We start from the raw sequence: 21,194 nt of genomic DNA on the forward strand, positions 1-21,194 counted from the left end.
CCGGCTATTTTTCGGCGGGCTATGCCTGCAGCCTTTTTGAGTGTTGATCCGTGAGTGATTTGAGTCATATCCGCAATTTCTCCATCATCGCCCACATTGACCATGGCAAGTCGACGCTGGCCGATCGCTTCATTCAGATGTGTGGCGGCTTGGCCGAGCGCGAAATGGAAGCCCAGGTCCTGGATTCCATGGACCTCGAGCGTGAACGCGGGATCACCATCAAGGCGCACAGCGTCACCCTGTATTACAAGGCTCGCGACGGTATCAACTACCAGCTGAACTTCATTGATACCCCCGGCCACGTTGACTTCACCTATGAGGTGAGCCGTTCGCTGGCCGCCTGTGAAGGCGCGCTGCTGGTGGTCGATGCCGGTCAAGGTGTTGAAGCGCAGTCGGTTGCCAACTGCTACACGGCGATCGAGCAGGGCCTGGAAGTAATGCCGGTGCTGAACAAGATCGACCTGCCACAGGCCGATCCGGACCGCGTCAAGGAAGAAATCGAAAAAATCATCGGCATCGATGCCACCGACGCGGTCACTTGCTCTGCCAAGACCGGCCTGGGCGTCGACGAAGTGCTCGAGCGCCTGGTCGCCACCATTCCTGCACCGACCGGCAACTACGAAGATCCGCTGCAAGCGTTGATCATCGACTCCTGGTTCGACAACTACCTGGGTGTTGTTTCCCTGGTACGCGTGCGCCACGGTCGTGTGAAGAAGGGCGACAAGATCCTGGTCAAGTCCACCGGCAAGATCCACCTGGTAGACAGCGTCGGTGTATTCAACCCGAAGCACACCCCTACCGCTGACCTCAAGGCCGGTGAAGTGGGCTTCATCATCGCCAGCATCAAGGACATTCACGGTGCGCCAGTGGGCGACACCCTGACCTTGAGCTCGACGCCGGACGTTGATGTACTGCCAGGCTTCAAACGTATTCAGCCGCAGGTTTACGCCGGTCTGTTCCCGGTCAGCTCCGACGACTTCGAAGATTTCCGCGAAGCCCTGCAAAAGCTCACGCTCAATGACTCGTCCCTGCAGTACACCCCGGAAAGTTCCGACGCCCTGGGCTTCGGTTTCCGTTGCGGGTTCCTCGGCATGCTGCACATGGAAATCATCCAGGAGCGCCTGGAGCGCGAGTACAACCTGGACCTGATCACCACGGCGCCGACGGTAATTTTCGAGCTGCTGCTCAAGACCGGCGAGACGATCTACGTCGATAACCCGTCGAAGCTCCCGGACCTGTCCTCGATCGAAGACATGCGTGAGCCGATCGTGCGCGCCAATATTCTTGTGCCGCAAGAGCACCTGGGCAACGTCATTACCCTGTGCATCGAAAAACGTGGTGTGCAGGTTGACATGCTGTTCCTCGGCTCCCAGGTACAAGTGACCTACGACCTGCCGATGAACGAAGTGGTGCTGGACTTCTTCGACCGTCTGAAGTCCACCAGTCGCGGCTATGCTTCGCTGGACTACCATTTCGATCGTTATCAATCGGCTAGTCTGGTGAAACTGGACGTGCTGATCAACGGTGACAAGGTCGATGCCCTGGCGCTGATCGTGCACCGTGACAACTCGCACTACAAAGGTCGTCAGCTGACCGAGAAAATGAAAGAACTGATTCCACGGCAGATGTTCGACGTGGCAATCCAGGCCGCCATTGGCGGGCAGATTGTTGCGCGGACAACCGTCAAGGCGCTCAGAAAGAACGTATTGGCCAAATGCTACGGTGGTGACGTCAGCCGTAAGAAGAAGCTGCTGGAAAAGCAAAAGGCCGGTAAGAAACGCATGAAGCAGGTCGGCAACGTGGAAATTCCACAGGAAGCCTTCCTTGCAGTGCTCAGGTTGGATAGTTAGGTCCTATGTCGCTAAATTTCCCGCTGTTGCTGGTCATTGCCGTGTTCGTCTGCGGCCTGTTGGCGTTGCTCGATCTGTTGATCCTGGCCCCGCGCCGGCGTGCCGCCATCGCTTCCTATCAGGGCAGCGTCAGCCAGCCTGACATGGTCGTGGTCGAGAAACTGAATAAAGAGCCGCTGCTGGTTGAATACGGCAAATCGTTCTTCCCGGTGTTGTTCATCGTGCTGGTGCTGCGTTCGTTCCTGGTGGAACCGTTCCAGATTCCTTCCGGTTCGATGAAGCCAACCCTGGATGTCGGCGACTTCATTCTGGTGAGCAAGTTTTCCTACGGGATCCGCTTGCCGGTGATCGACAAGAAAATCATCGAAGTCGGTGATCCGCAGCGCGGCGATGTCATGGTGTTCCGTTACCCGAGCGATCCGAACGTCAACTACATCAAGCGTGTGGTTGGTTTGCCGGGCGACACGGTTCGTTACACCGCCGACAAGCGTCTGTTCGTCAACGGTCAATCGATTGCCGAACAACTGGTCGGCTCCGAGCCGGGCACGCTGGGCAGCGCTGAGCTTTACAAGGAAAAACTCGGTGCGGTCGAGCACATGATCCGCAAGGAAATGAGCCGCTACCGCGCAATGCCGGACCATTCGTGGACCGTGCCGGCCGGGCACTACTTCATGATGGGCGACAACCGCGACAACTCGAACGACAGTCGCTACTGGGATGACCCGAGCATTCCCAAGGATCTGCTGGGCATGGTTCCCGACAAGAATATCGTCGGCAAGGCCTTCGCGGTCTGGATGAGCTGGCCGGAACCCAAACTCAGCCACCTGCCGAATTTCTCGCGGGTTGGCCTGATCAAGTAATCAAACACGGCGCTGTTGAACACAGCGCCGAATGCATTTTTGGAACCGACACATTCGGGGACTGAAAGCATGAAGCCAATGATATTCAGGACGTAATTTTTGAACACAGCGTTAATTGTCCCAAGCCTGCGCCGCCTCACGGCGATGGCGGTGGAATCCAGCCACGAACTCAGCGTGGGTAAACCGTGAGCGTCTCCTTAAGTCGTCTAGAGCGTCAGCTCGGCTACACCTTCAAGGATCAGGAACTGATGGTCCTGGCCCTGACTCACCGCAGTTTTGCCGGGCGTAACAACGAACGCCTGGAATTCCTCGGTGACGCCATCCTCAACTTCGTCGCTGGCGAGGCGCTGTTCGAGCGTTTCCCGCTGGCCCGCGAAGGCCAGTTGTCGCGTTTGCGCGCGCGCCTGGTCAAAGGTGAGACCCTGGCCGTACTGGCCCGTGGTTTCGATCTGGGCGAATACCTGCGCCTGGGTTCGGGCGAGCTGAAAAGCGGCGGTTTCCGTCGCGAGTCGATTCTGGCCGATGCCCTCGAAGCGCTGATCGGTGCGATCTACCTCGATGCCGGCATGGAAATGGCGCGCGAGCGTGTGCTCGCCTGGCTGGCCGGAGAGTTCGAAGGCCTGACGCTGGTCGACACCAACAAAGATCCAAAGACCCGCCTGCAAGAGTTCCTGCAGTCCCGTGGTTGTGAGCTGCCGCGTTACGAAGTGGTGGATATCCAGGGTGAGCCGCATTGCCGGACGTTCTTCGTCGAATGCGAAATCATCTTACTGAATGAAAAAAGCCGAGGTCAGGGTGTGAGCCGTCGTATTGCCGAACAGGTAGCGGCCGCCGCAGCACTGATTGCCCTGGGTGTGGAGAATGGCAATGACTGATACAAACGCAACTCGCTGTGGCTATGTTGCCATCGTCGGCCGTCCGAACGTGGGCAAGTCCACGCTGCTGAACCACATCCTGGGTCAGAAACTGGCGATCACCTCGCGCAAACCGCAAACCACCCGTCACAACATGCTCGGTATCAAGACCGAGGGCGATGTGCAGGCGATCTACGTCGACACCCCCGGTATGCACAAGGGTGGCGAGAAGGCCCTGAACCGCTACATGAACAAGACCGCTTCGGCGGCGTTGAAAGACGTCGACGTGGTGATCTTCGTGGTCGACCGCACCAAGTGGACCGAGGAGGACCAGATGGTTCTCGAGCGCGTCCAGTACGTGACCGGCCCGCTGATCGTGGCGTTGAACAAGACCGATCGCATCGAAGACAAGGCCGAGCTGATGCCGCACCTGAGCTGGTTGCAGGAGCAGTTGCCGAATGCGCAGATCATCCCGATTTCCGCTCAGCACGGGCATAACCTAGATGCGCTGGAGCGGGTGATTGCCGATCACCTGCCGGAAAACGATCACTTCTTCCCGGAAGACCAGATCACCGACCGCAGCAGCCGCTTCCTCGCCGCCGAGCTGGTGCGTGAGAAAATCATGCGCCAGATGGGCGCCGAGCTGCCGTACCAGATCACCGTCGAAATCGAAGAGTTCAAGCAGCAGGGCAAGACCCTGCACATCCATGCCTTGATCCTCGTCGAGCGTGATGGCCAGAAGAAAATCATCATTGGCGACAAGGGCGAGCGCATCAAGCGTATCGGCACCGAAGCGCGCAAGGACATGGAGCTGCTGTTCGACTCCAAGATCATGCTCAACCTGTGGGTCAAGGTTAAGGGTGGCTGGTCCGATGACGAGCGTGCGTTGCGTTCGTTGGGTTACGGCGACTTGTAATACGTTTTCCGGATCAACAATGATCCCCTGTGGGAGCGAGCTTGCTCGCGATAGCGGTCTGTCAGTCAACATTGATGTTGAATGTCAGGCCCTCATCGCGAGCAAGCTCGCTCCCACAATGGTTTTGGGTTGTATGTAAAACGGCATTCCTTCATTGAGCACTGCAATTTTTATGTCCCAACCCATCGCCCAACCCGCCTACGTCCTGCACTCCCGCGCCTACCGTGAAAACAGTGCACTGGTGGATTTCCTGACGCCGCAAGGCCGGCTGCGGGCGGTGTTGCGCAGTGCGCGGGGCAAGGCCGGGACGCTGGCGCGGCCATTCGTGCCATTGGAAGTCGAGTTCCGGGGCAGGGGAGAGTTGAAGAACGTCGGGCGCATGGAAAGTGCCGGTGTGTCCACCTGGCTCAACGGCGAGGCGCTGTTCAGCGGTCTTTACCTCAATGAACTGCTGATTCGTCTGTTGCCCGCCGAAGATCCGCACCCCTCGGTGTTCGATCATTACGCCGCCACTTTGCTGGCCCTGGCCGAAGGTCGCCCACTGGAGCCCTTGCTACGCTCCTTCGAGTGGCGCTTGCTCGATGACCTCGGCTACGGTTTTTCCCTGACGACTGATATTCATGATCAGTCCATCGCACCGGACGGCCTCTACCGTTTGCAAGTGGATGCGGGGCTGGAGCGGGTCTATCTGCTGCAGCCGGGCCTGTTCAATGGCGCCGAGCTGTTGGCCATGGCCGAAGCCGACTGGTCCGCCCCCGGCGCTCTGTCTGCCGCCAAGCGCTTGATGCGCCAGGCGTTGGCCGTTCACTTGGGCGGTCGTCCCCTGGTCAGTCGCGAGCTGTTTCGCAAGCCGTAGTCTCCCCGTATGCTGTGCACCGAACTTTCTCTTCTTCTGGAGCGTTTTCCGTGACCACCAGCACCCGTATTCTTCTTGGCGTGAACATCGACCACGTTGCCACCCTGCGTCAGGCCCGGGGCACCCGTTACCCGGACCCGGTCAAGGCAGCACTGGACGCGGAAGAGGCGGGCGCTGACGGCATCACTGTGCACCTGCGCGAAGACCGTCGGCACATTCAGGAGCGCGACGTTCTGGTGCTCAAGGACGTTCTGCAAACCCGCATGAACTTCGAAATGGGCGTCACCGAAGAAATGATGCAGTTCGCCGAACGCATCCGCCCGGCGCACATTTGCCTGGTGCCGGAGACTCGTCAGGAACTGACCACTGAAGGTGGCCTGGACGTGGCGGGTCAGGAAGCGCGGATCAAGGCCGCGGTCGAGCGCCTGTCGAAGATCGGCTCCGAAGTGTCGCTGTTCATCGATGCCGACGAGCGTCAGATCGAAGCTTCGCGTCGTGTTGGAGCCCCGGCCATCGAACTGCACACCGGGCGTTATGCCGATGCCGAGACACCGACCGACGTCGCCGAAGAACTCAAGCGTGTGGCTGATGGCGTTGCTTTTGGCCTGGCCCAGGGCCTGATCGTCAATGCCGGCCATGGCTTGCACTATCACAACGTTGAAGCAGTGGCGGCGATCAAGGGCATCAACGAGCTGAACATCGGCCATGCGCTGGTGGCCCATGCGCTGTTCGTTGGCTTCAAGTCGGCTGTTTCGGAGATGAAGGCGCTGATTCTGGCGGTGGCTGCCAAGGCCTGAAGAACGACACGAAACCCTGTGGGAGCGAGCTTGCTCGCGATAGCGGTCTGACAGCCACCATTTATGTGGCTGAAAGGGCCTCATCGCGAGCAAGCTCGCTCCCACATTTGTTTTATGGTGGCTGTTAGAGCGGTGCAGGCTCTTGAGCAGGCTTGCTCTTGTCGATCCCCGGCACAAGCAGTTTGCCCTCGGCGACCTGATCGCCCTCAAGCTGCGGCTGCGTGACCCAGGTCAGGATGTCGTAGTAGCGACGGATGTTCGCCACGAAATGCACCGGTTCGCCGCCACGGGCGTAGCCGTAACGGGTTTTGCTGTACCACTTCTTTTCCGACAGGCGCGGCAGGATTTTCTTCACATCCAGCCATTTGTCCGGGTTCAACCCTTCCTTGGCCGCCAGTTTGCGTGCGTCATCCAGGTGGCCGCTGCCGACATTGTAGGCTGCAAGGGCAAACCAGGTTCGGTCCGGTTCCTGAATCGAATCGTCGAGCTGGTCTTTCATGTAGGCCAGGTACTTGGCGCCGCCCATGATGCTCTGTTTGGGGTCCAGGCGATTGGACACGCCCATGGCCTGCGCGGTGTTCTGGGTCAGCATCATCAGGCCGCGCACACCGGTCTTGGACGTGACCGCCGGTTGCCACAACGACTCCTGGTACCCGATGGCCGCCAGCAGGCGCCAGTCGACTTTCTCTTTCTTGGCGTAGGACTTGAAGTGCTGTTCGTACTTGGGCAGGCGTTGCTGCAAGTGTTGGGCAAACGTGGTGGCGCCCATGTAGCCGAGAACGTCGACATGCCCGTAATAGCGGTCCTTGAGGCGTTGCAGGGTGCCGTTTTTCTTGACCTTGTCGAGGTACTCGTTGATTTCGTTGAGCAGGCTGTTGTCGTCGCCCGGCGCGACGGCCCAGCTCTGGTTGCTGGCATCACCGAGGTCGAAGGCAACCCGGATGTTGGTGAAGTACACCTGGTTCATCGCCACTTCGTTGGAGTCGACCAGGGTCAGGTCGATCTGACCTTCGTCGACCATGCGCAGGAGATCGACGACCTCGACTGCGTCAGACTCTTCGTATTCGATGCCGGGAAAATTCTGTTTCAGCTGCGCCAGTTGTTCGGCATGGGTGCTGCCCTTGAGCACCATGATCTTCTTGCCCACCAGATCCTTCGCATCGGTTGGCCGTGACTGGCCGTTGCGGTAGATGATCTGCGGGGTGACTTCCAGGTAGGAGTGGGAGAAGCGCACCTGCTTCTTGCGCTCCTCGCTACTGACCAGGCCAGCCGCCGCCAGCACCGGGCCATTGGGCTTGCCGACCTGGTTGAACAGGTCATCGAGGTTGTCGGCGGTCTCGATCTTGAGCTCGACCCCCAGATCGTCGGCGAAGCGCTTCACCAGCTCGTATTCGAAGCCGGTTTCACCGTTGCGATCCTGAAAGTAGGTGGCGGGGCTGTTTCGGGTAACCACCCGCAGCACACCATCCTCCTTTACGCGCTCGAGCGTGTTGGGTTTATCAACACAGCCACCGAGCATCAGGAAGAGTCCGGTTGCGATCAGCCATTTGGCGTACCGCGGACGCAAAGCCGTTGGAAAAAACATTTGCGCAGTATACGCAAAGGACCACGGGCGCCATATCTCGACAGCGAGGGGCTTGTCTGCTAGAGATCACGAAACCGGCAGAAACCCCGCAGGAATGGGCCTTGTCTGCATTTTGTTAAGGTAAAAATAAGCTGTCGTCAGACGTCTCATTAACCTGACTTTCGAGGCAGAAACACAGATCGACGTCCGGGTGCAACCGTGCGTAGCGTTTCGGGTGATGTCGCGGCCTGTTTAGGCTAGAATGCACGGCCTCAAAGCACACCCCTTCCCGAGGCTGTCCCGAAGATGTTGATCCTGCGCGGCGCTCCTGCCCTTTCTGCCTTTCGCCACAGCAAACTCCTTGAGCAACTGAGCCAGAAGGTTCCGGCTGTCAGTGGCCTGTATGCTGAATTCGCTCACTTCGCCGAAGTTACCGGCGTCCTGACCGGCGACGAACAGCAGGTGCTTGCGCGCCTTCTGAAGTACGGTCCAAGCGTTCCGGTACAAGAACCGACCGGTCGTCTGTTTCTGGTGCTGCCGCGTTTCGGCACCATCTCGCCGTGGTCGAGCAAGGCCAGTGACATCGCTCGCAACTGTGGCCTGGCGAAAATCCAGCGCCTGGAGCGCGGCATCGCGTTCTACGTGGCCGGCCAGTTCAGCGACGCTGAAGCCCAATTGATCGCTGACGGTCTGCACGACCGCATGACCCAGATCGTCCTGGGCAACCTCGAACAGGCCGCCGGCCTGTTCAGCCACGCCGAACCGAAACCGCTGACCGCCATCGACGTGTTGGGCGGCGGCCGCGCCGCGCTGGAAAAAGCCAACACCGAGCTGGGCCTGGCCCTGGCCGAAGACGAGATCGACTATCTGGTCAACGCCTTCGTCGGCTTGAAGCGCAACCCGCACGACATCGAACTGATGATGTTCGCCCAGGCGAACTCCGAGCACTGCCGTCACAAGATCTTCAACGCCAGTTGGGACATCGACGGCCAGAGCCAGGAAAAAAGCCTGTTCGGCATGATCAAGAACACCTATCAGATGCACAGCGAAGGTGTCCTGTCGGCTTATAAGGACAACGCTTCGGTAATCGTCGGTTCCGTGGCCGGTCGCTTCTTCCCGGACCCTGAAACCCGCCAGTACGGCGCGGTGCAGGAGCCGGTGCACATCCTGATGAAGGTTGAAACCCACAACCACCCGACCGCGATTGCCCCGTTCCCGGGCGCGTCCACCGGTTCCGGTGGTGAGATCCGCGACGAAGGCGCTACCGGTCGCGGTGCCAAGCCGAAAGCCGGCCTGACCGGTTTCACCGTGTCCAACCTGCAGATCCCGGGCTTCGAACAGCCGTGGGAAGTGCCATACGGCAAGCCTGAGCGCATCGTTACCGCGCTGGACATCATGATCGAAGGCCCGCTGGGCGGTGCTGCGTTCAACAACGAATTCGGTCGTCCGGCCCTGACCGGCTACTTCCGTACCTTCGAACAATCGATCACCACCCCGCACGGTGACGAAGTTCGTGGTTACCACAAGCCGATCATGCTGGCTGGCGGTATGGGCAACATCCGTGAAGAACACGTCAAGAAAGGCGAGATCCTGGTCGGCTCCAAGCTGATCGTGCTCGGCGGCCCGGCGATGCTGATCGGCCTGGGCGGCGGCGCGGCTTCCTCCATGGCCACCGGCACCAGCTCGGCGGACCTGGACTTCGCTTCGGTACAGCGCGAAAACCCGGAAATGGAACGTCGCTGCCAGGAAGTCATCGACCGTTGCTGGCAGCTGGGCGACAAGAACCCGATCAGCTTCATCCACGACGTGGGTGCGGGCGGTCTGTCCAACGCCTTCCCGGAACTGGTCAATGACGGCGACCGCGGTGGCCGTTTCGAACTGCGCAACATTCCAAACGATGAGCCGGGCATGGCCCCGCACGAAATCTGGTCCAACGAATCCCAGGAACGTTACGTTCTGGCAGTCGGCCCGGCGGATTTCGAACGCTTCAAGGCGATCTGCGAACGTGAGCGTTGCCCGTTTGCCGTCGTCGGCGAAGCCACTGCCGAACCGCAGCTGACCGTGACCGACAGCCACTTCGGCAACAGCCCGGTGGACATGCCACTGGAAGTGTTGCTGGGCAAGGCCCCGCGCATGCACCGTTCGGTGGTTCGTGAAGCCGAACTGGGCGATGACTTCGATCCGTCGACCCTGAACATTGCCGACTGCGTCGAGCGCGTTCTGCATCACCCGGCCGTGGCGAGCAAGAGCTTCCTGATCACTATCGGCGACCGCACCATCACTGGCCTCGTGGCCCGTGACCAGATGGTCGGCCCGTGGCAGGTTCCGGTGGCCGACGTTGCCGTCACCGCCACCAGCTTCGACGTCTACACCGGTGAAGCCATGGCCATGGGTGAGCGTACTCCGCTGGCACTGCTGGACGCTCCGGCGTCGGGCCGCATGGCCATCGGCGAAACCCTGACCAACATCGCCGCTTCGCGCATCGGCAAGATCTCCGACATCAAGCTGTCGGCGAACTGGATGTCCGCTGCCGGTCACCCGGGTGAAGACGCACGCCTGTATGACACCGTGAAAGCGGTCGGCATGGAACTGTGCCCTGAGCTGGGCATCACCATTCCGGTGGGCAAGGACTCGATGTCCATGGCCACGCGCTGGAACGATGAAGGCGTGGACAAGTCCGTCACGTCGCCAATGTCCCTGATCGTGACCGGTTTCGCGCCAGTGACTGACATCCGTCAGACCCTGACTCCGCAACTGCGCATGGACAAGGGCACCACCGACCTGATCCTGATCGACCTGGGCCGCGGCCAGAACCGCATGGGCGCCTCGATCCTGGCACAGGTTCACGGTAAGCTCGGCACGCAGGCTCCGGACGTCGATGACGCCGAAGACCTGAAAGCCTTCTTCGCGGTGATCCAGGGCCTCAATGCCGACGGTCACCTGCTGGCTTACCACGACCGTTCCGACGGTGGTCTGTTGACCAGCGTGGTGGAAATGGCCTTCGCCGGTCACTGTGGTCTGAGCCTGAACCTCGACGGTCTGGCAGAAACTGCCGCCGACATTGCCGCGATCCTGTTCAACGAAGAACTGGGCGCGGTTATCCAGGTTCGCCAGGACTCCACCGCCGACATCCTCGCGCAGTTCAGCGCTGCCGGTCTGGGCGACTGTGTGTCGGTGATCGGTCAGCCGATCAACAACAGCGAGATCAGCATCACCTTCAACGGTGACACCGTGTTCGAAGGCCAGCGTCGTCTGCTGCAACGCCAGTGGGCCGAGACCAGCTACCAGATCCAGCGTCTGCGCGACAACGCCGACTGCGCCGAGCAAGAGTTCGACGTGCTGCTGGAAGAAGACAACCCGGGCCTGAGCGTCAAGCTGAGCTACGACATCAACCAGGACATCGCCGCGCCTTACATCAAGAAAGGCATTCGCCCACAGGTTGCCGTACTGCGTGAGCAGGGCGTCAACGGTCAGGTGGAAATGGCGGCTGCGTTCGACCGCGCCGGTTTCAACGCGATCGACGTGCACATGAGCGACATTCTGGCCGGCCGTGTCGACCTGAACGAGTTCAAGGGCATGGTCGCTTGCGGCGGCTTCTCTTACGGCGACGTATTGGGTGCCGGTGAAGGCTGGGCGAAATCCGCGCTGTTCAACAGCCGTGCCCGCGATGCGTTCCAGGGTTTCTTCGAACGCAACGACAGCTTCACCCTCGGCGTGTGCAACGGTTGCCAGATGATGTCCAACCTGCACGAGCTGATCCCGGGCAGCGAGTTCTGGCCGCACTTCGTGCGCAACCGTTCCGAGCAGTTTGAAGCCCGTGTTGCCATGGTGCAGATCCAGGAGTCGAACTCGATCTTCCTGCAAGGCATGGCCGGTTCGCGTATGCCGATCGCCATCGCCCACGGCGAAGGCCATGCCGAGTTCTCCAGCGAAGAAGCACTGCTGGAAGCCGACCTGTCCGGTTGCGTGGCGATGCGTTTCGTCGACAACCACGGCAAGGTCACCGAAAGCTACCCGGCCAACCCGAACGGCTCGCCGCGCGGGATCACCGGTTTGACCAGCCGCGACGGTCGCGTAACGATCATGATGCCGCACCCGGAGCGTGTGTTCCGCGCCGTGCAGAACTCGTGGCGTTCGGATGACTGGAACGAAGATGCACCGCTGATGCGCATGTTCCGTAATGCTCGGGTCTGGGTAAACTAAAAGCGGGTGAACTAAGCGCCGTGTACAAGCTCAGCTTTTTCGTTCCAACCAGTCACGTCGAAGACGTGAAGAGTGCCGTATTCGCCGCCGGTGGCGGTCGAATCGGCGCTTACGACCACTGCGCATGGCAGGTGTTGGGCCTGGGCCAGTTTCGTCCACTGGACGGCAGTCAGCCGTTCATTGGCGAGGCAGGGCAGGTCGAACAGGTCGAGGAATGGAAGGTTGAGCTGGTGGTGGCGGATGAGTTGATTCGCTCGGTGGTGACGGCTCTGAAACAGAGCCATCCCTACGAGACACCGGCTTATGAGGTGTGGCGGCTGGAGGATTTCTGATCTTCCTGGCTGCAGAAATGAGAAACCCGCTGAAAGAGATTTCAGCGGGTTTTTTATTGCCCCAACTATTGTGGTGTCAGTGATGGCCTCATCGCGAGCAAGCTCGCTCCCACATTTGATCGGCGTACACCGGACCACTGTGGGAGCGAGCTTGCTCGCGATGGCGGCCTATCAGGCACCGAGGATCTAAACCTTGGCACTCACCTCACTACGATTGACCAACGCTTCCAGCGCATCACTCAAGCTCGGTGCCTTGTCGCCAATCAGCAGATGCCAGATGCCACCGTCCAGCTGACTCACACCCTGGCAACCCAACGCTTTCAAATCACATTCCGACAACGCCTTGCCATCGGCCAGTTGCAGGCGGATGCGGGTCATGGCGATGCAATCGAGTTGCAGCACATTGTCGCCACCCCCCAGCGCATTGAGCCATTGCTGCGCCTCGGGTGTCGCCACGGCAGCCGGTTGCGGCGCGTCGATTTCTGCGGCGGGCGACGACACGATGGCGCGACCCAGCGCCGGCATCGCCAGGCGGATTTCATCGGCAATCGCATCGGCCATTGGCCCCACCACCACCTGCAAACTCCCGCCCTTGCCGGGACGCACCACGGCCATGGCGCCGAGCGCTTTCAGATCGGTATCCGAGGCCTTGTTGCGATCCACCATGTCCAGGCGCAAGCGCGTGGTGCAGGCGCCGACGGTGATCAGGTTTTCGGCACCGCCCAAGGCCTTGATGTAAGCCCCGGCGCGTTCATCGTCGGCCACTGCCACCTGCGGGGCGGCAGCGCTGGTTTCGCGGCCCGGTGTCTTCAGGTCGAAGCGGCGGATACAGAAATCAAACACCACGTAATAGATCACGGCATACGCCAGGCCCACCGGGAACACCAGCCAGCCGTTGGTGGACTTGCCCCAGCCAAGAATCATGTCGATGAAGCCGCCGGAGAAGGTGAACCCCAGGTGGATGTTCAGCAGATTGGTGATGGCCAACGACAGGCCGGTCAGCAGCGCGTGCAACAAGAAGAGCAGTGGCGCAAGGAACATGAAGGCGAACTCGACGGGTTCGGTGACGCCAGTGAGGAACGAGGTCAGCGCCATCGACAGGAAGATCCCGCCCATGACTTTGCGTCGTTCCGGCAAGGCGTTGCGGTACATTGCCAGGCACGCGGCGGGCAGGCCGAAGAGCATCATCGGGAACATGCCGGTGGTGAATTGGCCGCCCTTGGGGTCGCCGGCGAAGTAGCGTGAGATATCGCCGGTCACGAGGGCGCCCGTAGCCGGGTCGGTGAAGTTGCCGAAGACGAACCATGCCATGTTGTTGATGATGTGGTGCAGGCCAGTGACGATCAACAGACGGTTGAACACGCCGAAGATGAAAGCGCCGATGCTGCCGCTGTCGAGCATCAACACGCCGAAACTGTTGATGCCATTCTGAATCGGTGGCCAGATCAGACCGAACACCACGCCCAGACCCACGGCGGCGAACCCGGTGACAATCGGCACGAAACGCCGGCCACCGAAGAACGCCAGGTACTCCGGCAGCTTGATGTCCTTGAAACGGTTGTACAGCGCGCCGGCCATCAGGCCGCTGACGATCCCGGCGAGCATGCCCATGTTGATGCTCGGGTCGAGCACCTTGAGGGTGGAGATCATCACCAGGTAGCCGATCACCCCGGCCAGACCCGCCGTACCGTTGTTGTCCTTGGCGAAACCGACCGCGATGCCGATGGCGAAGATCATCGCCAGGTTGGCGAAGATCACCTGGCCGGCGTCGTGGATGATCGCGATGTTCAGCAGGTCGGTATCGCCCAGGCGCAGCAGCAGGCCGGCAATCGGCAGGATCGCGATCGGCAGCATCAGTGCGCGGCCGAGTCGTTGCAGGCCTTCAATGAAAAGTTGGTACATGGCGGATCTCCCTGGACTCTTCTTTGTTCTTGTTGGAGTGTTCAGCTCAGAGGCCAATGCTGGTGACAGGCGTGACGCACCGCGCTGGCGCTGCTCAGCTTGAGCAGGCCCTGGCTGATGCGCCGGCATTCGCTGGCGTCGAGATGACGCACGCGGTCTTTGATTTCACCGACCTGCACCGGGCTCACCGACAACTCACTGACCCCCAGGCCGATCAACACCGGCGTGGCCAACGGATCGGACGCCAGTGCGCCGCACACACCGACCCAACGGTTGTGCTGCGCCGCACCGGCGCAGGTCTGGGCGATCAGCCGCAGCAGTGCCGGGTGCAGCGCATCGACGCGCGCGGCAAGCCCGGCGTGGTCGCGGTCCATGGCCAGGGTGTATTGCGACAGGTCGTTGGTGCCGATGGACAGGAAGTCCGCGTGTTCGGCCAGTTGCTCGGCCAACAGCGCGGCGGCCGGCACTTCAATCATCACCCCCAGCTCCGGGCGTTGCGCCAGGCCGAGTTCAGCGCACACGGCGTCGAGGCGCTGGCGGATGTGCAGCAGTTCATCGACTTCCGTGATCATCGGCAGCAGGATCCGGCAGCGTGACAACGGGCGCAGGTGCAGCAGCGCACGCAGTTGCTGGTCGAGCAGTTCAGGACGAACCTGGGCCAGGCGAATGCCGCGCAGGCCGAGCACCGGATTGGCCTCGGCGGGCAGTGGCAGGTAGTCCAGTTGTTTGTCACCACCGACGTCGATGGTGCGGATGATCACCGACTTGTCGCCCATGGCATCGAGCACCGCTTGATAGGCGTGGTGTTGTTCCTGTTCGTCCGGCGCGGTGTGGCGGTCGACGAAGAGAAACTCGGTGCGCAGCAAGCCGACGCCGTCGGCGCCATTGGCCAATGCGTCTGCCGCTTCCATGCTGGACGCCACGTTGGCGGCGACTTCGATGCGCAGGCCGTCGGTGGTCAGCGCGGGTGTGTGGGCCTGGGCCTGTTGTTCGGCCCGGCGTTGTTGCTGTTGCTGTTGCAGTTGGCGCACGTCGGCCAGGCGCTGTGTGCTGGGTGTCAGTTCGAGGCGGCCACCGTCGGCGTCCAGCACCACCGGTTGCCCCTGTTGCTGATCGAGTAGCATCGAGCCCAGTGCGACCATGCACGGCAGGCCTTTGCCCCGGGCCAGAATCGCCACGTGGGAGGTCGCGCCACCTTCGGCCATGCACAACCCGGCGACGCCTTGCTGGCTCAGTTGCAGTAAATCGGAGGGAGTCAGTTCATGCGCCGCGACGATGGCGCCGGCCGGCACGTCGTAATGCCAGGTGTCGCCGAGCAACGCGCGCAGCACCCGTTGCTTGAGGTCGCGCAGGTCGTTGGCGCGTTCGGCCAGCAACGTGCTGCCGGTCTGCTGGAGGACTTCGCATTGCGCGTCGATGGCCTGGCTCCAGGCGTGGGTCGCGGCCGTGCCCTGGGCGACGGACTGACTGGCGGCGTCCAGCAGGGCCGGGTCTTCGAGCAGTGCCAGGTGTGCGGCGAAAATCGCCTCTTCAGCGGTGTCCTTGTGTTTTTTCGCCAGGGCCAGCGTGTGCTCGATTTCGCTGCGCACCTGGCTCCGTGCCGCGTCCAGTACTTGCCGTTGTTGCTGCGGATCATGATGGCCGGCATCCACCGGCAGGCTGATCGCATTCAGGCGAAACAGCGGCCCGCCGACCAGGCCGGGCGCCGCGCAGACGCCGTGCAATACACCGGCTTCGACGGGGCGATTGCGTTGGGCAATCGTGGCTGGCGCGGCTGCGTGGCTATCTTCGGCCAGGGCTGTGGATAACGCGGTCAGCAAGGCTTGCAGCGCGGCTTCGGCATCCGGGCCCTGGCAACTGACCTGGACTTCTGCCTGTTCGCCGATGGCCAGCCCCATCAGGCCGATCAGGCTGTCGCAGGTGGCCGACTTACCGGCGAAATGCAGCTGCGATTTGCTTTTGAAACCTTGCGCGGTCTGACGGATCAGCGCGGCCGGCCGCGCGTGCAGACCGCCACGGTGAGCGATGCGCACGAGACCGACAATCTCTGCGCCGGCAAACTCGGCATCGACCTGTGCGCTCGACGTCTGTCGACGAATGATGTGCAGCAGCGGCTCGCCGACCTTTACCGACTTGAGGGTGATGGGGCGTGCCTGAAAGTCATGGCTGTTGGTGAGGATCAGCAGGCTGACCAGGCTCTTGCACTGTTGCGCGACCTTGTCCAGGTCGTAGCGCAGCAGCGGTTGGCCGTTGGCGACACGCGCGCCTTCCTTGACCAGCATCGAGAAGCCCTGGCCCTGCAACTCGACCGTGTCGAGACCCAGGTGCAGGAGCAGTTCCGCGCCGTTGTCGGCACGCAGGGTTACCGCGTGACCGGTGCGGGCGACATGCACCACCACGCCGGCGCAGGGGGCGTGGAGCGTGTCGTTGAGCGGATCGATGGCGATACCGTCACCCATGGCGCCGCTGGCGAACACCGGGTCCGGGACTTTGGCGAGCGTGAGCACGGGGCCGCTGAGCGGGGCGCTTAAAGTCAGCTCTTTATTGTTGTTATGCATGGCTCGGTCTCATAAAAAATGCAGTTCGGATCAACGCACCACCCCGTAGGAGCTGCCGAAGGCTGCGATCTTTTGATCCTGTCTTTAAAAAGATCGCAGCCTCGTTTCACTCGACAGCTCCTACAGGTGTATTTGCCGTCAGTGCGTGCGCGTCACTTTGCTCAAGTGTCGCGGCTGGTCCGGGTCCATGCCGCGGGCCACGGCCAGGCCGGCGGCCATCACGTAGAAACTCTGGATCGCCAGAATCGGGTCGAGGGCCGGGTGCTCGGCGCGGGTCAGCGTAAGGTCGCGTTCAAGCACGTCATCCGGCGCGGCCAGCAGGACACGGGCGCCGCGCTGGCGCATGTCGGCGGCCAGGCTCAGCAAACCGGCCTGTTCGGCACCCCGTGGGGCAAACACCAGCAGCGGGTAGTTGTCGCCAATCAAGGCCATCGGGCCGTGACGGACTTCGGCGCTGCTGAAGGCTTCGGCCTGGATCGCCGAGGTCTCCTTGAACTTGAGCGCGGCTTCCTGGGCGATGGCGAAACCGGCGCCACGGCCGATCACCATCAACCGCTGACAATCGCGCAAGGCGTCGATGGCCGGGCTCCAGTCCTGCTGCGCGGCATTGCGTAAACCGTCCGGCAAGGCCAAACCGGCCTCGAGCAGTTCGGCGTCTACCTTCCAGTGCCCGATCAACCGCGCGCTGGCGCTCAGGGTGGCGATAAAACTCTTGGTTGCGGCGACGCTGCTTTCGGTGCCTGCCAGCAATGGCAGACTGAATTCGCAGGCCGCTTCCAGTGGCGAGTCTGCGGCGTTGACCATCGAGATGCTCAAGGCACCGCGCTTGCGCAGCAGGCGCAGGCTGTTGACCAGGTCCGGGCTTTGTCCCGATTGCGAAAAGGCGAATACCACCTGGCCGCTGACCTTCAACGGTGCCTGTTGCATGGTCACCACCGACATCGGCAGTGAAGCCACCGGGATGCCCAGCAGTTGCATGGTCAGATAGGCGAAGTAACTGGCGGCGTGGTCGGAACTGCCGCGCGCCACGGTCATGGCCACTTGCGGCGGCTGACGGCGCAGGCGCCCGGCGATCTCTATCATCTGCGGGTCGAGTTTTTGCAACTGGGCCTGCACGGCCTCGAACGAGGACAGCGCCTCTTCAAGCATTTTTGAAGTCAATGTCTTCTCCTTCGACCATGACAGCGGTCAGTTTCAGTGAGCGATCCAGCCGCACGCAGTCGGCCCAGGCACCCGGTTGCAGGCGCCCGCGTTCGGTGATGCCGAGGTAGTCGGCGGGAAATTGCGACAGGCGCTGCGAGGCTTCGGCGATGGGTAGGCCGATCTTCACCAGGTTGCGCAGGGCCTGATCCATGGTCAGGGTGCTGCCGGCCAGGGTGCCGTCGGGCAGGCGCACGCCGCCCAGGCATTTGGTTACGGTGTGGCTGCCAAGCTTGTACTCGCCATCGGGCATGCCGGCGGCGGCGGTCGAGTCGGTGACGCAGTACAGGCACGGGATCGAGCGCAAGGCCACGCGGATGGCGCCGGGGTGCACGTGCAGCAAGTCCGGAATCAGTTCGGCGTATTTGGCGTGGGCCAACGCGGCGCCGACGATCCCCGGTTCGCGGTGATGCAGCGGGCTCATGGCGTTGTAGAGGTGGGTGAAACTGCTGGCGCCGGCTTCCAGCGCGGCGACGCCTTCCTCGTAACTGCCCAGGGTGTGGCCGATCTGCATGCGAACGCCGCGGCTGCTGAGGTCGCGGATCAAGGCATCGTGGCCGGCGATTTCCGGGGCAATGGTGATCACCCGGATTGGGGCGAGCGCCAGGTACGCTTCGACTTCAGCCGTCAGCGCGGTGTGGGCGAAGTTGGGTTGCGCGCCGAGTTTGCCGGGGTTGATGTAGGGGCCTTCGAGGTGCACACCGAGCACCCGCGCGCTGCCCTTTGGTCGTTGCTCGCAGAATTCGCCGACGGCTTTGAGCACGCGCAAGATCTCGTCGCTCGGTGCGGTCATGGTGGTGGCCAGCAGCGAGGTGGTGCCGAAGCGCACGTGGGTGCTGGTGATGGTTTCGAAGGCCGGTGTGCCTTCCATGATGTCTTTGCCGCCGCCGCCGTGAACGTGCAGGTCGATGAAACCCGGCAGCAGGTACGGCAGGTCGTTGTCCGCGGGATCGCAGGGCTGGCCTTCGATCGACACGACTTTGCCGTGTTCGTGGACCAGTCGGCCGCGAACCCAGCCGTGGGCGGTGAGGATGTTGTCTTCGGACATGTCGGGATCTCGGTTTTTTAGCGACGCAGCTCTTTATCTACGAAGCTCTGCGACAAAGTCGTAGTAGTCGTTACGGCAATAGGTGTCGGTGACTTCGATGGGCGTGTTGTCTTCGAGGTAGCCGACCCGGGTCATCAGCAACATGGCGGTACCGGGGGCGATGCCGACCAGCGCGGCGAACTCGTCCGAGGCGTTGATCGCCTGGATGTGTTGCAGGGCGCGGACTACCGGTTTGCCGATGCCGTCGAGGAATTCGTAGAGGGAGTCGCCGACCATTTGCGGTTTGGGAATGATCGAGGCGGGCAGGGTGCTCATCTCGATAGCCATCACTGTGTCGTCGGCCTTGCGCAGGCGTTTGAGCCGCGCGACTTTGTCGTTGGGCGACAGGCCAAGGCGGATCAGCTCTTCGTGGGTGGGCAGGGTGATTTCCCGCTCCAGCCATTGCGAGCCGGGCACGAAACCCTTGAGGCGGAGCATTTCACTGAAGCCGGACAGGCGCGACAACGGTTGTTCGAGGCGCGGCGTGATGAAGGTGCCGGAGCCCTGGTTGCGGCGGATCAGGCCTTGTTCGAACAACACTTCCAGCGCCTTGCGCGCAGTGACGCGGGAGATGCCCAGCGTCTCGCTCAGATTGCGCTCCGAGGGCATGGCCTGTTCGGCTTTCCACTGGCCGGCATGGATCGCCGCTTCCAGATTGCGCGCCAGTTGCAGGTACAACGGCGTGGGTTGGGTGTCGTCGGGGCGCAGGGCCTGGAGATCGTTCATGGCGGGTGTCCGGGGCGGATGTTGGAATGTTTTTGCCCGTGAATGGGCGAAAATTAATACCACTTGAATACCATGTCAACGCCAGAGCTTTGCTGTATGCGTAGGGAGGCTTGCCTTTTCGGCTGGTTAGAATGGGGGTTGGTTTGAAGTGGTATTAGAGGAGGGGGTATTGAAGGCAAAGATCGCAGCCTGCGGCAGCTCCTACAGATGAGATTGGTATCAACCCTGTAGGAGCTGCCGCAGGCTGCGATCTTTAGAATTTATTTTTTGCAGGCGACCAATGGTCGTAGGGGAATTACGGGCGGATTTCGATCATCGTGCCGTCCGGCACCAGGTTCCAGACTTCGCGCATGTCCATGTTGCGCATGGCGATGCAGCCGTCGGTCCAGTCCAGGGTGTGGAACAGGTTTTCCGGAGTGTCTTCGCTGTCCGGGGTGCCGTGGATCATGATCATGCCGCCGGGCTCGACGCCTTCACGACGGGCGCGGGCCGAGTCGCTGATGTTCGGGTAGGAAATGTGCATCGCCAGGTTGAAGCGGTCGCTGACCTTGCGCCAGTCGACCCAGTAGAAGCCTTCCGGGGTGCGCTTGTCGCCTTCCATCAGCTTGGGCCCCTTGGGACGCTTGCCCAGGGAAATGCGATAGGTCTTGAGCGGCTTGCCGTCATTGATCAATTGCAATTGATGGGAAGACTTGAGAATCAGGATCTTCTCGATGACCTTGCCGTCCAGGGTTTCCACGGCAGAAGCCTGGGACACCGTGACAAACGACAAACAGAACAGGGCAAGCAACCAGCGCATTGAAACGATTCCCCAGGAGGTGTCGCGACTATTTATGTATAGAAGTTTTTGCAGGAGCTGCCGCAGGCTCGTGCCGCGTTCGGGCGATCTTTCGGCGCCTTTGAGTGATGCCGAGATGACATCAGATAATGGCAGGCTGAGCAAGCGGCGGGATCGATTCAGACCGAACGGGATAGACCTCGGTCCGCCGGTCAGCGAAGAAGCATTCTAAGGTACGACCCACCGTGCGGAAAGCCAGCTCATCCCATGGAATGTCCGCTTCGTCGAATAGTTGCACTTCCAGGCTCTCGGGGCCGGCAGAAAAGTCCAGGTCCGCCAGTTCGGCACGGAAGAACACATGCACCTGGCTGATGTGTGGCACGTCGATCAGGGTATAGATGCTCAGGTTGCGCACCCGGGCGCAGGCTTCCTCGGCGGTTTCGCGAATGGCGGCCTGTTCGATGGTCTCGCCGTTCTCCATGAACCCGGCGGGCAGGGTCCAGTAACCGCGACGTGGCTCGATGGCCCGCCGGCACAACAACACCTTGGTGCCCCAGGTCGCCACGCAGCCGGCGACGATGTTGGGGTTCTGGTAGTGAATGGCCTGACAGCTGTCGCAGACAAAACGCAGGCGCGAATCGCCTTCGGGAATGCGCTGGGTCACCGGGTTACCGCACTGGCTGCAAAATTTCATGCTGGGGTTCCTGAATG

General features: G+C 61.4%; 16 protein-coding genes. 8 read left to right on the forward strand and 8 right to left on the reverse strand.

Features of this window, described 5'->3' with window-relative positions; genetic code table 11:
• Window positions 1-50: 50 nt before the first annotated feature.
• The 6 genes from lepA to pdxJ all read left to right on the forward strand — a co-directional run bounded on the left by lepA (window position 51) and on the right by pdxJ (window position 6,133).
• Window positions 51-1,850, forward strand: a complete 1,800-nt coding sequence (gene lepA, locus AC1D1M_RS16500) for a translation elongation factor 4 (RefSeq protein WP_223458623.1) — start codon at window positions 51-53, stop codon at window positions 1,848-1,850.
• Window positions 1,851-1,855: 5 nt separating this feature from the next.
• A complete protein-coding gene (gene lepB, locus AC1D1M_RS16505) occupies window positions 1,856-2,710 on the forward strand; it encodes a signal peptidase I (protein WP_477776461.1) in 855 nt (284 codons plus the stop codon).
• Window positions 2,711-2,895: 185 nt separating this feature from the next.
• A complete protein-coding gene (rnc, locus tag AC1D1M_RS16510) occupies window positions 2,896-3,585 on the forward strand; it encodes a ribonuclease III (RefSeq protein ID WP_008053221.1) in 690 nt (229 codons plus the stop codon).
• Window positions 3,578-4,480, forward strand: coding sequence for a GTPase Era (era, locus tag AC1D1M_RS16515; RefSeq protein WP_053162286.1), 903 nt, complete (start codon window positions 3,578-3,580; stop codon window positions 4,478-4,480). Before rnc ends, era begins: the two co-directional genes overlap by 8 nt.
• Window positions 4,481-4,652: 172 nt before the next feature.
• Window positions 4,653-5,336 carry a DNA repair protein RecO gene (gene recO, locus AC1D1M_RS16520; RefSeq protein ID WP_477776462.1) on the forward strand — a complete coding sequence of 228 codons (684 nt, stop codon included), beginning with the start codon at window positions 4,653-4,655 and terminating at the stop codon, window positions 5,334-5,336.
• 50 nt (window positions 5,337-5,386) lie between these two features.
• A complete protein-coding gene (gene pdxJ / locus AC1D1M_RS16525) occupies window positions 5,387-6,133 on the forward strand; it encodes a pyridoxine 5'-phosphate synthase (RefSeq protein WP_477776463.1) in 747 nt (248 codons plus the stop codon).
• A gap of 124 nt (window positions 6,134-6,257) precedes the next feature.
• Here pdxJ and mltF read toward each other — a convergent pair whose 3' ends face one another.
• Window positions 6,258-7,718, reverse strand: coding sequence for a membrane-bound lytic murein transglycosylase MltF (gene mltF, locus AC1D1M_RS16530; protein ID WP_477776464.1), 1,461 nt, complete (start codon window positions 7,716-7,718; stop codon window positions 6,258-6,260).
• Between the two features lie 285 nt (window positions 7,719-8,003).
• On the opposite strand from mltF, the gene purL reads away from it, so the two are divergent.
• The gene (gene purL, locus AC1D1M_RS16535; RefSeq protein WP_477776465.1) at window positions 8,004-11,900 is read left to right on the forward strand and encodes a phosphoribosylformylglycinamidine synthase; all 3,897 of its coding nucleotides are present in this window, start codon (window positions 8,004-8,006) and stop codon (window positions 11,898-11,900) included.
• A gap of 20 nt (window positions 11,901-11,920) precedes the next feature.
• Window positions 11,921-12,232, forward strand: a complete 312-nt coding sequence (locus AC1D1M_RS16540) for an NGG1p interacting factor NIF3 (RefSeq protein ID WP_477776466.1) — start codon at window positions 11,921-11,923, stop codon at window positions 12,230-12,232.
• A 186-nt stretch (window positions 12,233-12,418) separates the two neighbouring features.
• Here AC1D1M_RS16540 and nagE read toward each other — a convergent pair whose 3' ends face one another.
• From nagE to AC1D1M_RS16575, 7 genes are all read right to left on the reverse strand, one after another.
• A complete protein-coding gene (nagE, locus tag AC1D1M_RS16545; RefSeq protein ID WP_477776467.1) occupies window positions 12,419-14,134 on the reverse strand; it encodes an N-acetylglucosamine-specific PTS transporter subunit IIBC in 1,716 nt (571 codons plus the stop codon).
• A 41-nt stretch (window positions 14,135-14,175) separates the two neighbouring features.
• On the reverse strand, window positions 14,176-16,692 hold the full coding sequence (gene ptsP, locus AC1D1M_RS16550) for a phosphoenolpyruvate--protein phosphotransferase (protein ID WP_477776468.1): 2,517 nt from the start codon (window positions 16,690-16,692) through the stop codon (window positions 14,176-14,178).
• Window positions 16,693-16,830: 138 nt separating this feature from the next.
• Entirely contained in the window at window positions 16,831-17,853 is a 1,023-nt protein-coding gene (locus AC1D1M_RS16555) for an SIS domain-containing protein (RefSeq protein WP_477776469.1), read from the reverse strand.
• Entirely contained in the window at window positions 17,834-18,940 is a 1,107-nt protein-coding gene (gene nagA, locus AC1D1M_RS16560) for an N-acetylglucosamine-6-phosphate deacetylase (protein ID WP_477776470.1), read from the reverse strand. The genes AC1D1M_RS16555 and nagA overlap by 20 nt, the downstream gene beginning before the upstream one ends.
• 33 nt (window positions 18,941-18,973) lie before the next feature.
• Window positions 18,974-19,705 carry a GntR family transcriptional regulator gene (locus AC1D1M_RS16565; RefSeq protein WP_007993280.1) on the reverse strand — a complete coding sequence of 244 codons (732 nt, stop codon included), beginning with the start codon at window positions 19,703-19,705 and terminating at the stop codon, window positions 18,974-18,976.
• A gap of 295 nt (window positions 19,706-20,000) precedes the next feature.
• A complete protein-coding gene (locus tag AC1D1M_RS16570) occupies window positions 20,001-20,504 on the reverse strand; it encodes a L,D-transpeptidase family protein (protein WP_477776471.1) in 504 nt (167 codons plus the stop codon).
• Between the two features lie 121 nt (window positions 20,505-20,625).
• Window positions 20,626-21,177 carry an NUDIX hydrolase gene (locus AC1D1M_RS16575; protein ID WP_008016748.1) on the reverse strand — a complete coding sequence of 184 codons (552 nt, stop codon included), beginning with the start codon at window positions 21,175-21,177 and terminating at the stop codon, window positions 20,626-20,628.
• Between the last annotated feature and the right edge of the window lie 17 nt (window positions 21,178-21,194).

Source organism: Pseudomonas sp. P1_F7, assembly GCF_056405655.1.